The sequence below is a fragment of the Halomonas sp. JB37 genome (genome assembly GCF_002332255.1).
Taxonomy (GTDB): domain Bacteria; phylum Pseudomonadota; class Gammaproteobacteria; order Pseudomonadales; family Halomonadaceae; genus Vreelandella; species Vreelandella casei.
In genome coordinates, this window is the sequence record NZ_NRGW01000001.1 from 918,882 (window position 1) to 932,533 (window position 13,652).

12 protein-coding genes are annotated in these 13,652 nt (G+C 54.7%); 5 read left to right on the forward strand and 7 right to left on the reverse strand.

The window, feature by feature from the left end; all coding sequences use genetic code 11:
- Positions 1–27 precede the first annotated feature (27 nt).
- The 4 genes from CIK78_RS04415 (at position 28) to CIK78_RS04430 (ending at position 5,407) form a co-directional block, all read left to right on the forward strand.
- Positions 28–1,479 carry an NAD-dependent succinate-semialdehyde dehydrogenase gene (locus CIK78_RS04415; protein WP_096277592.1) on the forward strand — a complete coding sequence of 484 codons (1,452 nt, stop codon included), beginning with the start codon at positions 28–30 and terminating at the stop codon, positions 1,477–1,479.
- 10 nt (positions 1,480–1,489) lie between these two features.
- Entirely contained in the window at positions 1,490–2,761 is a 1,272-nt protein-coding gene (gabT, locus tag CIK78_RS04420; RefSeq protein ID WP_096277594.1) for a 4-aminobutyrate--2-oxoglutarate transaminase, read from the forward strand.
- Between the two features lie 187 nt (positions 2,762–2,948).
- Entirely contained in the window at positions 2,949–4,223 is a 1,275-nt protein-coding gene (locus CIK78_RS04425; protein ID WP_096277596.1) for a sodium:proton antiporter, read from the forward strand.
- Between the two features lie 329 nt (positions 4,224–4,552).
- Positions 4,553–5,407 carry a DUF2971 domain-containing protein gene (locus CIK78_RS04430; protein ID WP_096277598.1) on the forward strand — a complete coding sequence of 285 codons (855 nt, stop codon included), beginning with the start codon at positions 4,553–4,555 and terminating at the stop codon, positions 5,405–5,407.
- Positions 5,408–5,520: 113 nt separating this feature from the next.
- Here CIK78_RS04430 and CIK78_RS04435 read toward each other — a convergent pair whose 3' ends face one another.
- The 3 genes from CIK78_RS04435 to CIK78_RS04445 all read right to left on the reverse strand — a co-directional run bounded on the left by CIK78_RS04435 (position 5,521) and on the right by CIK78_RS04445 (position 7,814).
- Positions 5,521–5,775, reverse strand: coding sequence for a Txe/YoeB family addiction module toxin (locus tag CIK78_RS04435; RefSeq protein WP_096277600.1), 255 nt, complete (start codon positions 5,773–5,775; stop codon positions 5,521–5,523).
- A complete protein-coding gene (locus tag CIK78_RS04440) occupies positions 5,772–6,023 on the reverse strand; it encodes a type II toxin-antitoxin system prevent-host-death family antitoxin (protein WP_096277602.1) in 252 nt (83 codons plus the stop codon). The genes CIK78_RS04435 and CIK78_RS04440 overlap by 4 nt, the downstream gene beginning before the upstream one ends.
- 213 nt (positions 6,024–6,236) lie before the next feature.
- Positions 6,237–7,814: an FAD-binding domain-containing protein gene (locus tag CIK78_RS04445; protein ID WP_096277605.1), complete on the reverse strand. Its 1,578-nt coding sequence runs from the start codon at positions 7,812–7,814 to the stop codon at positions 6,237–6,239.
- A 112-nt stretch (positions 7,815–7,926) separates the two neighbouring features.
- On the opposite strand from CIK78_RS04445, the gene CIK78_RS04450 reads away from it, so the two are divergent.
- The gene (locus tag CIK78_RS04450) at positions 7,927–8,229 is read left to right on the forward strand and encodes an antibiotic biosynthesis monooxygenase (RefSeq protein ID WP_096277607.1); all 303 of its coding nucleotides are present in this window, start codon (positions 7,927–7,929) and stop codon (positions 8,227–8,229) included.
- An 18-nt stretch (positions 8,230–8,247) separates the two neighbouring features.
- On the opposite strand, the gene CIK78_RS04455 is transcribed toward CIK78_RS04450, so the two are convergent.
- Genes CIK78_RS04455 through CIK78_RS04470 form a run of 4 tightly spaced genes read right to left on the reverse strand, consistent with a single transcriptional unit; the run spans position 8,248 to position 13,354 of the window.
- Positions 8,248–9,648: an amidase gene (locus CIK78_RS04455; protein ID WP_096277609.1), complete on the reverse strand. Its 1,401-nt coding sequence runs from the start codon at positions 9,646–9,648 to the stop codon at positions 8,248–8,250.
- 2 nt (positions 9,649–9,650) lie between these two features.
- On the reverse strand, positions 9,651–10,925 hold the full coding sequence (locus tag CIK78_RS04460; RefSeq protein ID WP_096277611.1) for a Zn-dependent hydrolase: 1,275 nt from the start codon (positions 10,923–10,925) through the stop codon (positions 9,651–9,653).
- Between the two features lie 30 nt (positions 10,926–10,955).
- Positions 10,956–11,819 (reverse strand): FCD domain-containing protein, encoded by an 864-nt coding sequence (locus CIK78_RS04465; RefSeq protein WP_096277613.1) that lies wholly within the window; start codon positions 11,817–11,819, stop codon positions 10,956–10,958.
- Positions 11,820–11,830: 11 nt separating this feature from the next.
- On the reverse strand, positions 11,831–13,354 hold the full coding sequence (locus CIK78_RS04470) for a sodium:solute symporter family protein (RefSeq protein WP_096277615.1): 1,524 nt from the start codon (positions 13,352–13,354) through the stop codon (positions 11,831–11,833).
- Between the last annotated feature and the right edge of the window lie 298 nt (positions 13,355–13,652).

Below are 13,652 nucleotides of genomic sequence, written 5' to 3' on the forward strand. Positions count from 1 at the left end.
TTTTACCTCGTTACCTAGGAGTAATGTATGAGCTTTATCGAACAGTGGTTGCACGATGCAGTTCCTGCCCTGGTGGGCGGTGAGTGGCGCATCGGCCAGCAAACCTTTGCCGTCGATAACCCCGCCACCGGCGAAACGATTGCTCGCGTGGCCGAAATGGGCGCCGACGATACCCGTGACGCCGTGGCAGCCGCCTACAACGCTGGCACTGCCTGGCGCGCCACCCCAGTGAAACAACGCTCAGCGCTGCTGCGCCGCTGGTTTGAGCTGATCATTGAGCACGCCGATGACCTTGCTCGCTTGATGACGTTAGAGCAGGGCAAGCCGCTGGCAGAAGCCAAGGGCGAAGTGATTTATGGCGCCTCGTTTATTGAGTTCTTTGCTGAAGAAGCCAAGCGCATGGCTGGCGAAACCTTGCCCAGCCACGGCGCCGACAAGCGCCTGCTGGTGCTGCGCGAGCCGGTCGGCGTGGTCGCCGCGATTACGCCCTGGAACTTCCCGCTGGCGATGATTACCCGTAAGTGCGCGCCAGCCCTGGCTGCGGGCTGCACGGTAGTGATCAAACCTGCTGAAGCCACGCCGCTGACCGCGCTTGCTGCCGCGTATCTGGCACTGGAAGCCGGCCTGCCCGTGGGTACTATCAACGTCATCACTGCTTCTAAACCGGTAGCGATAGGCGAAGTGCTGACGACCGACCCGCGGGTGCGCAAGGTCTCGTTCACCGGCTCCACGCCAGTGGGCAAGCGCCTGCTCGCCCAGTGTGCCAGTACGGTCAAAAAAGCCGCCATGGAACTGGGCGGCAATGCGCCGTTTATCGTATTTGACGACGCCGATGTGGATGCCGCCGTTGATGGTGCGATTGCCTCCAAATTCCGCAACGCTGGGCAAACCTGTGTCTGCACCAACCGCTTTTTGGTTCAGGACGGTGTTTACGACGCCTTCGTCAGCAAACTCACCGAGCGTGTGAACGCGCTAAAAGTTGGTGATGGCCTAGCGGAAGGCAGCATCATCGGCCCGCTGATCAATCAAGCGGCAATCGATAAAGTGCAGCGCCACGTAGACGACGCCCAAGGCAAGGGCGCACGTCTTATGTGCGGCGGCAAACTCCACGCTGCCGGTGAGCGCTTCTATACGCCCACGGTGCTGGCCGATGTCACCACCGAGATGGCCGTGGCCGATGAAGAGACCTTCGGCCCCGTGGCGCCGGTGTTCCGCTTCAAGAAAGACGAAGAAGCCATTCAGATGGCCAACGATACACCGTTCGGCCTGGCGGCTTACTTCTACGCCACCGACTACCGCCGTATCTGGCGCACCATGGAAGCGCTTGAATGCGGCATGGTCGGCGTCAATGAAGGCTTGATCTCCACAGAGCTGGCGCCGTTTGGCGGCGTAAAAGAATCAGGGCTGGGCCGCGAAGGCTCACACCATGGATTAGATGAGTTTACTGAACTGAAGTACGTCTGCGTCGGCGGTTTATAAAGGAATGAAGATGACCAACCAAGAACTGAACGAGCTGAAAAACCGCTTTGTTGCCAACGGTGCCGCGACGCCGACGACCCAGTTTGCCGAGTATGCTGAAAACGCAGAACTGTGGGACGCCGACGGCAATCGCTGGATCGATTTCGCGGGCGGCATCGGTGTCCTTAATCTAGGCCACCGCCACCCGAAAATCGTCGCAGCGGTAGAGGCGCAGCTCAAGAAAGTGATGCACACCAGCGCCGCGGTGATCTCATACGCGCCCTACGTGCAGCTGTGTCAAAAGCTGTGTGAACTAAGCCCTGTGCGCGGCCCAGAGCGCAAAGCGATGCTGGTCAACACCGGTGCCGAAGCGCTGGAAAACGCCGTGAAAATTGCCCGCGCCGCCACTGGCCGCACCGGCATCATCACCTTTGACGGTGCCTTCCACGGCCGCACCATGATGACCCTGGCGATGACGGGCAAAGTGCTGCCCTACAAGAATGACTTTGGCCCGATGCCGGGCGACGTGTTCCGCGCACCGTTCCCGAACCCGCTGCACGGTATTAGCGAAGAAGCCTCACTCAACGCCATTCGCACGCTGTTTAAAACCGATATCGCCCCGCACCGCACGGCGGCCATCGTGATTGAGCCGGTACAGGGCGAAGGTGGTTTCTACATCGCCTCTCCGGATTACCTGAAAGCGCTGCGCGAACTATGTGATGAGCACGGCATTCTGCTGATCGCCGACGAAGTGCAGTCTGGCTTTGCCCGCACCGGTAAGCTATTTGCCCTTGAACACAGCGGCATCGAGGCGGATATTCTGACCACCGCTAAGAGCCTGGCCAACGGCATGCCGCTCTCGGCCGTCGTTGGCTCCGCGAAGGTAATGGATGCCTCTGGCCCCAACTCCCTGGGCGGCACCTACAGCGGCAACCCGCTCTCCTGCGCGGCAGCGCTGGCGGTGATTGAGGTAATCGAAGAAGAGAACATCCTGGCCCGCAGCGAGCAGATGGGCAAAATGCTGGCCGAGCGCTTCGCCGTATGGGAAGAGCGCTTCCCCGCGGTAGCCCACGGCCGCCAGCTCGGCGCTATGGCGGCATTTGAACTGCTTAACAGCGACGGCAAGCCCGATGTGCAGATGACCGGCGCGCTATGTGCCAAAGCCCGCGAGAAAGGCCTGATCCTGCTCTCCTGCGGTTTCTACGGCAACAGCATCCGGATTTTGGTGCCGTTAACGGTGTCGTCTGTGGTGTTGGAAGAGGGCTTGAGCATTATCGAGGCATCGCTGGAAGCGCTTAGCTGATAAACTGAGTTCGGTATTGATAGCCCGCCATCGCCAACAGCGTTCGCTGCTGGCGATGGCGGGTTTCGCATTTTAGAGTCGCATTGACTCACTAGAAATATGCCGGAGCGCCGGCCCTCAAAGCGAAGCGAGCGATGCTACCGCCGCGCTTCCTACATACACCTCGTCGTTTCAATCAGGAGCTTGGATGAGCATATTCTCTTTGATGAGCATATTGATCACGCTCGCCGCCGTATCGAGTTATTTCAATTATCGCTACATCAAGCTGCCGACGACCATTGGCGTCATGCTGGTGGCGCTGGTCGCCTCACTTATCCTGATCGTGGTCAGCCCCTACAGCGATGGGCTACGTAACGAAGCGACGGCCCTGGTGGCGCGTATCGACTTTAACCAGGTAGTACTGCATGGGATGCTGGCCTTTCTGCTGTTTGCTGCCGCTATCCACGTCAAGCTCGATAACCTGAGAAAAGAATGGCTACCCATTGCGCTACTCGCTGTCGTGGGTACTTTGATGTCCACCTTCATCGTCGGCACCTTGACCTGGTTAGTACTGGATTGGATGGGACTAAGCATTCCCTTCCTGCATGCCCTGCTGTTTGGCGCCTTGATTTCACCGACCGATCCTATCGCGGTGGTCGCCATCATGAAATCCGTCGGCGTCTCTGAACAGCTTGAGAGCCAGATAGCGGGGGAGTCGCTGTTCAATGACGGTCTGGGCGTGGTGGTGTTTCTGGTGCTTTTGCAGCTTTCCGGGCTGGACGCGGCCGCCGCCGAGGGATCGCATCTAGCGTCTCCTATCGATGCGGCTGCGATCGGTATGCTGCTGCTCAAGGAGGTGGGCGGGGCGCTGCTATTGGCCTCAATAGCGGGATACCTGACCTATCAGATGCTTAAACGCGTTGATAACTACCAGGTTGAGGTGCTGCTCACACTCGCCTTGGCCATGGGGCTTTATGCCCTGGCGGATAGCCTGCATCTATCCGCGCCTATCGCCGTGGTAGTCGCGGGGCTGTTTGTGGGCAATCACGGGCGGCTGTTCGCCATGTCGGACAAAACTCGCGAAAACGTGGATACCTTTTGGGAACTGATCGACGAGATTCTAAACGTGGTGCTCTTTTTGCTGATTGGCCTGGAGCTGCTTATCCTGCCCATTGAACGTGCCTGGCTGCTAGCGGGTGCTATGGCGATCCCTATCGTTCTGGCCACGCGGGGCTTCTGCGTGTCTATCATCATGGGCCCGCTGAGCCGAGTGACAAGTCAGTCACCGGGCGTGATCCGGATTCTCACCTGGGGTGGACTGCGTGGCGGCATTTCGGTGGCCATGGCGCTTTCGCTGCCGGAAAGTGAGCTGCGTAACCTGGTGCTGACGCTGACCTACTGCGTGGTGGTCTTCTCGATTGTCGTGCAGGGATTGACCATGGGGAAAGTGATTCGGTTGAGTGGCAAGTCGCCGACAAGCTAAGCGCTGTCATGCTCTGGCCCGCCCTCGTCAAACAGCGAAAGCTGCTGGCGATTGGCGGGTTTTTTATGGGCATTGAAAGCCTAGACCTAAGATAATCAGTCGCCCTAAGCACCCTGTGCTAAGCTGGATTTGGTTTGGTAATTGATGTGCCGACAAATGCAGCAGAAGCGCGAGTTTTGGATATGTAGCCTAGTAAAAATTAATAATCATAAAAATCAATGGATTGAGAGAGTATGGTCGGCTACATTTTTCGGACAATAATGTCGGCGCGTTTATCCAATCATAGGATGCGCTGTCTAATACCTGTTAGCCTCAAATAGAGTAGCCTCATGTCTGTTCCAGAATTTCTATTTCACTACACAAGCATTGAAGGGCTGGCGCACATCCTATCTTCAAAAAAAATTAGGTTTTCGCGTCTAGATTTTTTAGATGATATGGATGAGGGTGGTTCGGCCGATATTCTTGATTGGAGAAAGTATTTCTTTGTAAGTTGTTGGAGTTCATCCGAGGAAGAGTCTATTCCTCTTTGGAGTATGTACACAAACGATATGAAAGGTGTGCGGTTGAAGGTTAAAACCGACATGTTTAAAAAGTATCGCTATAGCCTTGATAGTGTGCCAAGTTTTATGCATTTAGCTGACACCAGCTCAGCGCCGCCAGGCGCCCGGGTCATGCTGGAATCATATATGCCCTATGATGAAATGCATGGCGAGAGCTACATGGTGATGCCTCCATCGTGGCGAAAAGAAGACTGGCCATATGCGATCGAGTACACGAATGAAGAGAGCAAACTAAAACAGGAAATCCTGAAACAAAATTCAGTAACAGGCCAAACTACTATCAGCTACAACGAAGTCGCGAGATATAAAAGAAAAGTATGGCGATTTCAAGACGAATGGCGCTTCAGACTTTACTGCCATAACGCAGCCCCGAGAAGCCTGATGGGTAAAATGAGTGAGACGGATTATTACAATTTAATGATTAAATCTTTGTCTATGCTGGGCACGGGGATTTCTCAAGAACATCTGTATTTAACTCTCGATGAAAATGTATTTGAGAATATCGAGATATTGATGGGGCCTAAAGTAGTTGAAGCGGAGAGAATTATGGTAAACGCGCTAAAACAAAAGTACTGTCCGTCAGCTTCTCTATTAAACAGTCAGCTATCGGGTAAAATTAGGTAAGGCTAACAAGGTTGTCAACCTGATGCAGTTTGCTACGCTCCGTTTTGCGGTGGCTTCGCCAATTTGCCGCAAGACTCCACTACACAAACCGCACAGGTTACAACGGCGTTAAATCAGTAGTGGTGCCGAAGCTGGGCAATGAGCAATGCGTCATCCGTGACCTTATAAACGATACGGTGTTCTTCGTTAATCCGGCGGGACCAGTAACCCGAAAGGCTGTGTTTGAGGGCTTCCGGTTTGCCAACACCCTCGAATGGTTCTCGTTTGGTCTCCTTTATCAGCTTGTTGATTCGATTCAGGATCTTTTTGTCAGTTTTCTGCCAGTACAGATAGTCCTCCCAAGCGTTCTCGGAGAAGATGAGTTTCATTCAAGAAGTTCCTTTTCTTGACCACTGCCTTGCTCTAACTCGTCAACGGACTCCAACAAACGACGGGCGTTTTTTGGTGTGCGCAGAAGGTATGCAGTCTCTTGCAGTGCCTCATAGTCATCAAGAGAGATCATTACCACAGATTGTGACTTGCTCCGTGTGATGATCATAGGAGAATGGTCTTCACAGACTTGCTCCATAGTTTTTGCTAGGTTGGTTCTAGCGGCTGTGTAGCTAATGGCATCCATAAGATTTCTCCTGTACAGAATGTTGTTCATGCACATAATACTGTACAAGCAATGATTTAACAATCGACTGCACGGCGACTGATTTTCCACCGCTTCACGGCTCCAAAATTGCCGCAAAGCTTTGCGTTAGTTTGAAGAGTTGGACGTGGGTTTAGAGATATTAGGCCGGTGTGCTGATCGACAAATAGAGTTATAGCTAAGCGTAACGGCTACCTATTCCTCCAACCCGCCCTCATCAAACAGCGAAAGCTGCTGACGATTGGCGGGTTTTGCTTTTTTAACGTGCTGCTTTGAAGGTCGACGCTGGCTGGCGAGTTTATCCACAATCGCTTGGCTGGCTTCTCTCGCATCTGGAGTGCGACGCAGCTCATAGAGCATTTTCTTCCAGTGGCGTGCTTCGGTCTCAAAATCGTTGGGGATTGGGTAGTTTACGCCAGGCTGAAAGTCGAACCGTTTTTGCAGGCTTTCCGGCAGTGCCCAGGGTTTGGCGCGCCACTCTAATGGCAGAACTGTTAATTCCGGCACCCAGCGGGCGACAAACTCGCCAGTGGGGTCGTTATCCTCCGCCTGTTTGATGGGGTTATACACTCGCAGCGCGTTGATGCCCGTAGCGCCTGCTTGCATCTGCACCTGGGGATAGTGAATGCCCGGTTCGAAGTCGGTAAATAGCCGCGCCAAGTGCAGGGCGGGTTCGTACCAGTGCAGCCCAAGGCCAAAGGTGGCGTGGGAGATCAGCATGGCGCGCATGCGAAAGTTGATCCAACCGGTGTTGATCAGGCTACGCATGCAGGCATCCACCAGCGGTACGCCGGTTTGGCCACGCTTCCAGGCGATCAGGTTGGGGGGTTCAGGGTCGCGCTCCCGCAGGCCGCGCAGCGCGGGGTGCAGGGTTTGTGACTCAATGCTTGGCTCGCTTTCCAGCTTTTGAATAAAGTGGCAGTGCCAGTGAAGCCGGGAGGCGAAGGCGCGCAACGAGCGTGACCAAGCGGTGTCTTCAGCATGCTTTTTGCGTTGGCGGCGCAGTGACTGCACCACTTCGCGCATGGAAAGCGTGCCCCAGGCTAAGTGGGGCGAAAGCCGCGAGCCAAACTCCCAGGCCAGCAGCGGTTTAGACAGCGAGCCGCGATAGCGCCGCCCGCGCTGGCTTATAAAACTGCGCCATATTGCACGGCCTTCGCTGCGGCCACCGGGCTGGCGCTCGGGGCAGGGCGTGGTATCAAATCCCAGCGTCAGGCGGTGAAGATGATCAACGTTAATATGGTGAAACGCTTGCCAATCCGGAGCCGCCTGGGCGTTTGAGGGAGCGGTAGCGGTGGGGGCCGTCATTAACGTTTCCCACTGCGTTTCCCATGCACTGCGGTCAGCAACTCTGGATTTTAAACCACGCACGACGCCGTGCTGGCGCGCTTCATGCCACGGTGTGTCGTGCTGTTGGCACCACGCTTTGACGCTAAGGTCGCGGGCAAAGCTCCAGGCATTGCCGGTCTCTTCATGTGAATGAAGGGCAAACTCGCCGTAATGGGTTTTCAGGGCGTTCAGCAAATCGATCATATCGCCTTGCCAAATACACAGCGGCAGGCCCAGTTTTTCGAGTGCGTTGGAAAGGTCGATAAGAGAGTCAGCGGCAAACTGCCAATGGCGCAGCGCGCTGTCGGGTGCATGCCACTGCTCGGGCTCAATGGCGAATAGCGGCAGCACAGGGCCAGCCGCAGCGGCGTTAGTTAGCGGCGCATTATCATGAATACGTAAGTCGCGTTTGAACCAAACGACCTGGATGGGTGCCTTAGCCATTAACCGCGAAGCCTATTCGTCACCAAGCTATTCGTCATGAACCGATGACGTTACCATCAAGCTAGCATTTACGTAATCCATTCAGCAGAACCCTTCTAACAGGAGCGTCATAATGTATATCGCCATGAACCGTTTTCGGATTGCCCCAGGTCGCGAAGAGGACTTTTTAGAGGTGTGGCGCAACCGCGATTCTCACCTGAATGAAGTGCCGGGCTTTAAGCAGTTCAAAATGCTGCAAGGCGAAAGCCAGGAAGATCACACCGTGTTTATCTCCCATAGCGTTTGGGAATCCGAAGAAGCTTTCCGCGACTGGACCAAGTCAGACGCCTTCCGCAAAGCGCATGCCAATGCTAAAGCACCGGAAGGAATCTACCTTGGCCCGCCTAAATTTGAAGGTTATGACGTGGTGTTGTAAGTCTAATTTTATTAACGCTTATACCACCTCCAGCGGTGTCAAAGGCGGCAAAGAGCGCTCCAGTAGTTGGGCAGCATGCAGTACCTTAAGGTCTTGATGTTTGCCTGCCACAAGATGCAAACCTACCGGCAGCCCCTGGTTATCCAGCCCGCAAGGCAGCGATGCAGCGGGCTGTTGGGTAAGGTTGAAGGGGTAGCTAAACGGCGTCCAGTCCATCCAGTCTTTATAGCGCTCGCCTGGCGGCACGTTGTGGCCTGCAGCAAAGGGCGCAATGGGCATTGTAGGCGTGACCAGCAGGTCATAGCGCTCATGAAATGCCGCCATATGGGCCGTTAATTCGCTACGCTCGCGCCGGGCGGCGAGGTAGGCGGAAAGCGACACATCCAGTCCGCGTCGTGCAATATCCAGGAAACCAGGATCGAGTGCCGCCTGCTGCTTCTCATCGAGTTTTTCTAGCGCTTGAGTAGCGCCTGCAAACCAGAGCGTATTAAACATTTTAAGCGGATCGCTAAAGCCAGGGTCAATTCGCTCGACCGTCGCGCCCAATGCTTCTAAATGGGCGATGGCTTCCTCAACCCGCTGGGCAATATCAGGCGCTACCTTTACATAGCCGAGGTTGGCACTAAAAGCGATGCGCCAGCCCTTTAGGCTAGCCGGTGGAGGCGTGAGCCAGTCTGGCCCTCTGGGGTTGCCTGAATAACCATCCCGAGTATCTGGCTGCGCCATCACGCTAAGCATTAGTGCGCTGTCGGCGGCGGTGCGTGTCATAGGGCCTAAATGAGAAAGCGTACTCATGGTGCTGGCGGGCCACTGGGGCACCCAGCCAAACGTGGGTTTAATACCAAACGTGCCGGTAAAACTGCACGGAATACGGATGGAACCGCCCGCATCGCTGCCCTGATGAAGCAGGCCTAGATTGAGCGCCGCGGCTGCCCCCGCGCCGCCGGATGATCCCCCCGGCGTTAGTTCAGTGTTCCAAGGGTTGCGGGTAATACCGTGCAGTGGGTTGTCGGTGACGCCTTTCCAGCCAAACTCCGGCGAGGTGGTCTTGCCAATCACGATGGCCCCGGCGTTGCGTAGGTGGCGGCTGATCGGGGCGTCTACCTCCCAAGGGCCCTCGGCAGAGGTAGTGGTCGACCCAAGACGTGTCGGTAAACCTTTGGTTAAGGTCAGATCTTTAATGGTTATGGGGATGCCATCCAGCGGGCCGCAGGGCGTGCCAGCTTGCCAGCGCCGCGCTGATTCTATGGCGAGGCGTCGCGCCTCTACATCGTTAACACAGGTAAACGCATTGACCTTGGGGTTATCCCGTTCAATCCGCGTCAAGCAGTCCTCGACGAGTGACTCCGGCGAGAGCGAGCCCTCGCCGAAACGGGCCAATGCCTGGACGGCTGTTAGTGTTTCAAAGGTCCCGGCCATGATTATTCACCACCCTCAACACCAGCCGCTTCAAGCATGGCGTGCAGTAGCACGTTACAGCCTGCGTGTACGTGCTCAGGCTTCGCGCTTTCGATCTCGTTATGGCTAATGCCATCTTTACAGGGAATAAAGATCATCGCGGCGGGTGCCACACGGCCAACAAACATTGCATCGTGACCTGCACCGCTGATGATATTCATATGGGAGAGCTGAAGCTTTTCGGCCGCTTGGCGAACAGCATCCACACATTCTTGATTGAAATGCTCTGGTGCGAAATCCGCTGTGGGTGTTAACTCGTACTCCAATCCATGGCGTTGGCAAATATCTTCAACGGCATTGGTAACGGCTTGGCCCATTGCGATAAGGGCTTCCGGCTCCCAGTGGCGCATATCAAGAGTCATTTTGACCTGGCCGGGAATCACGTTGCGCGACCCTGGATACAGTGACATACAGCCGACCGTACCGCGCCCGTGAGGTTGGTGATCAAAGGCAATTCGGTTGAGTGCCTGGGTCACTTCCGCCGCCCCCATCATGGCATCCCTGCGCAGGTTCATCGGCGTAGGGCCCGCGTGGGCTTCAAGCCCGGTTAGCGTTAAATCGAACCACTTCTGGCCAAGCCCGCCTATAACCACGCCAATGGTGGTGTCTGTGTCTTCGAGAATAGGGCCCTGCTCAATGTGTGGCTCAAAATAGGCTTTGATCTCGTCGGGGGAGACCGTATCGCTACCACGGTAATGAATAGCGTCGAGGGCATCGCTTACCGTGACGCCCTCGGCATCGGTGCGCGCTAGCATGGCGTCAAATTCCAGCACGCCACTAAATACGCCTGAACCCATCATACAAGGAGGGAAACGGCAGCCTTCTTCGTTCGTCCAGGCGACGACTTCGACGGCCGATTGCGTCACTATTTTGTGCTCGTTAAGAGTGCGAATAACTTCCAGGCCTGACAGCACGCCAACGCAGCCGTCATACTTGCCGCCGGTGGGCTGACTGTCCAAGTGGCTGCCGGCCATCACCGTTTTCGCGTTGGGGTCACTGCCTTCGCGGCGGGCAAAGATATTGCCGATATTATCAATTCGAATGGTGCAGCCCTCGGCGCGGCACCACTGGATAAACAGGTCGCGGCCTTGACGTTCTAAATCGGTGAGCGCTTGGCGATTGACGCCGCCTTTAGGCGTGGCGCCTAGTTTGGCCATTTCCATCAGCGACTCCCAAAGGCGGTCGCTATTGGTATGCAAGTCGGATACTTCAGGGTTTGGCTTAACATAGGTGTTCATCTTGGCTTCCTCGCAAGGTTAAACGGGCCGTTAGGGCGCAGCGTTTGCCGATGGTAAATCGTGTAGCTTGGAACGATGATGATAGGTATGTAGTAAGTCCCCGCTGATCAACATTTGTGCGGCCATCTCTGCTTCCAGCGCGCTCATGTGGCTTTCTGCATCGGCCATATGCTCGGCCATGATGTGGCGTACACGCAGGCTATCTTCCATGCGGTACGCTTCTACCAGCTGGCGGTGATAGTCCTGATTGGCATAGTCGAACTGCTTTCGCTCCGGCACGTACGCTTTTTTTATCACCACTAAGTCGCGCAGCATGTCGTTTAGAAACTGACACATAAACGCCAGTAGGGGATTAGGGCAGGCTTTGGCCAATAGCTGATGGAACTCAAGCTCTAAAAAGCGCTGGTGACGGTGATCCTCTTCACCACCACAGCAAGCGCAGGCTGCCATGTTGGCTTCCATCTGCTGCAAGTCAGTCTCCGTCAGCGTGCCAACAACGGACGCCGCCAGCTCTACTTCCAATAGCTTGCGCAGTTGATATACCTGCTTGCCATCCAGCTGTTGGAAATGCAGAAAGTTACGCAGCATGCGGCTGGCGGGCTCCATGCCCGGCTGGTTAATCACCGCGCCGCCTTTAGGCCCGGTTTTTAAGGTGATTAGCCCCTCAACTTCCAGAATTTTTAGCGCCTCGCGCACGGTGCCTTTGGCACTGCCGTAAAGCTCCATCAGGGCTTTTTCATTCGGCAGGCGATCACCTTGCCCGAGTGACTCGACGGCAATCCAGCGCTTGATATCATCGCTGATCAGCTCAGCGAGCTTAGGGCGCCGTTTAACGGCTGGACTAGCTGTTGAAACTGTCTTTGAAACTGTCTTGGAAACAGGGGCTTGAGTCATCAGCACACTCCTTATTTGTCGCTAGCGGTGCTGAACGTTTCTTGGTCATATACAGGCAAACGCTCGGGGTGATACTCCGCGTCATAGTCGTAGCGAGCGTGGGTAAAGCGCTCCACGACCGCGGTATCGCGACGATGCAGCGCATGGCTTAGGCCTATAAACAGGGCGGCGTTCAGCAATAGCCCCCAGATGCCCGCATGGTAGCCAAACGGCGCGCTAAATGGCCCAAAGGTCATAAGTAGTACGCAGGCCACACCGGCCCATAATCCAGCAAGCGCAGCCGTCGGGTGGGCTTTTTTCCACGAGATAGCGCCGATAGTCGGAATCACCAGTTGGGCTGTGCCCGCGAGTGCAGCAATACCGATAGTGACCAGTACACCCGGCACGGTAAGCGCCATGATATAAGCCGCAAGGGAGAAGCCCACTAATGAAAGACGGCCGATATAAATGATACGTGCCTGGCTTGCTTCACGATTCACATAACGCTTATAGATGTCCATCGTCACCACGGTGGAGACCGCGTGAATCTGCGAGTTAGCCGTGGACATCGCAGCAGAAGCACCGGCCGCCATAATCAGTGATGCAAGCAGGTAGGGGGCATACTCCATCAGCATAATAGGCAGAATTTGGTCGGGGTTTTCCACATTGGGTTCAAGCAGTACGCCGGAGTAGCCAGACAGCACCGAGCCCACGTAAGCGAAGGCTGCCAAGCCCAGTAGGAAAGGCATTAAGTTAAACAGTTTGCCGTGTTTGACCGAATACATCCGTAGCCAAATTTGCGGTCCCATAAAGGCACCGATAGCAGTAATAGCGAAGAGTGAGAACCACATTGGGTAGCCCATCGTGCCATTAGGCCCAGGCATGGTTAGGTGCTCGGGAGACGTTTGCTGGAGCTGACTAAAGAGCGCGGTTGGCCCCCCCACTTGAGTGGATATGTAGTAGCCCGCGTACATCATGCCGAAGAAAAGTAATGCGCCATAAATCACATCAGTCCAGGCGATAGCGCGAATGCCGCCAATCCATACGTAAATGATAATAATGAAATAGAACAGCAGTGCTGCTAGCCAGAAAGGAATCAATCCGCCGGAAGCTACTTCGATTAAATAAGCGCCGCCAGTGAGCTGTATTTGTAAATAAGGGACGGTGAATATAAGCGTAATAGCAGCAACGGTAATGCGAAGCGCTTCGCTATTGTAAAAATCACCGATTAAATCGGAAGGTGTTAAATAGTTGAATCTTTTGCCTAAAAACCAGACGCGCTTGCCTATCCAGTAATACATAAAGCCAAATAGCAAGTTCCAGGCTAACGCCGTAAGAAACACTGGGCCGTTAGTGTAGAAGGTGGCGTTTGACCCCAGAAAAGCGAAGGCACTCCACCACGTCGCTGCGACGGTGAAGAACACCGCGATGCTCCCCATGGCTCGCCCTTGAACGAAAAAGTCTTCACTGGTCTCTTGCGACTGACGTGCGGATAAAATCCCTACTATCAAGGGGATAATCATAAAGGCTGCGATAATTAATAAGCTACCGGTCATGCTTTATCCCCTTAGTTTGGCTGTTGAGTGGTATTTGTAGTCGCTCGTACTGGGCTACCCCAGTTAGTTAAATACGCCAGTAAAAACAGCGCCGTTAACACAAACCACCAAAACAGATTCCATACAATAAGAAAGGGGATACCGAACACCATCGGTTCTATCCGATTGGCGAGCATAATGGCCGGACTTTCCAGCATTAAAAAACTTAAAATCATACTGCCATAGAGCGAAATCTTTAATGGAGTCAAGAATTTCATAGCATGTTAGCCCTTGGTTTATGTTTGATATGTGAGCTGTT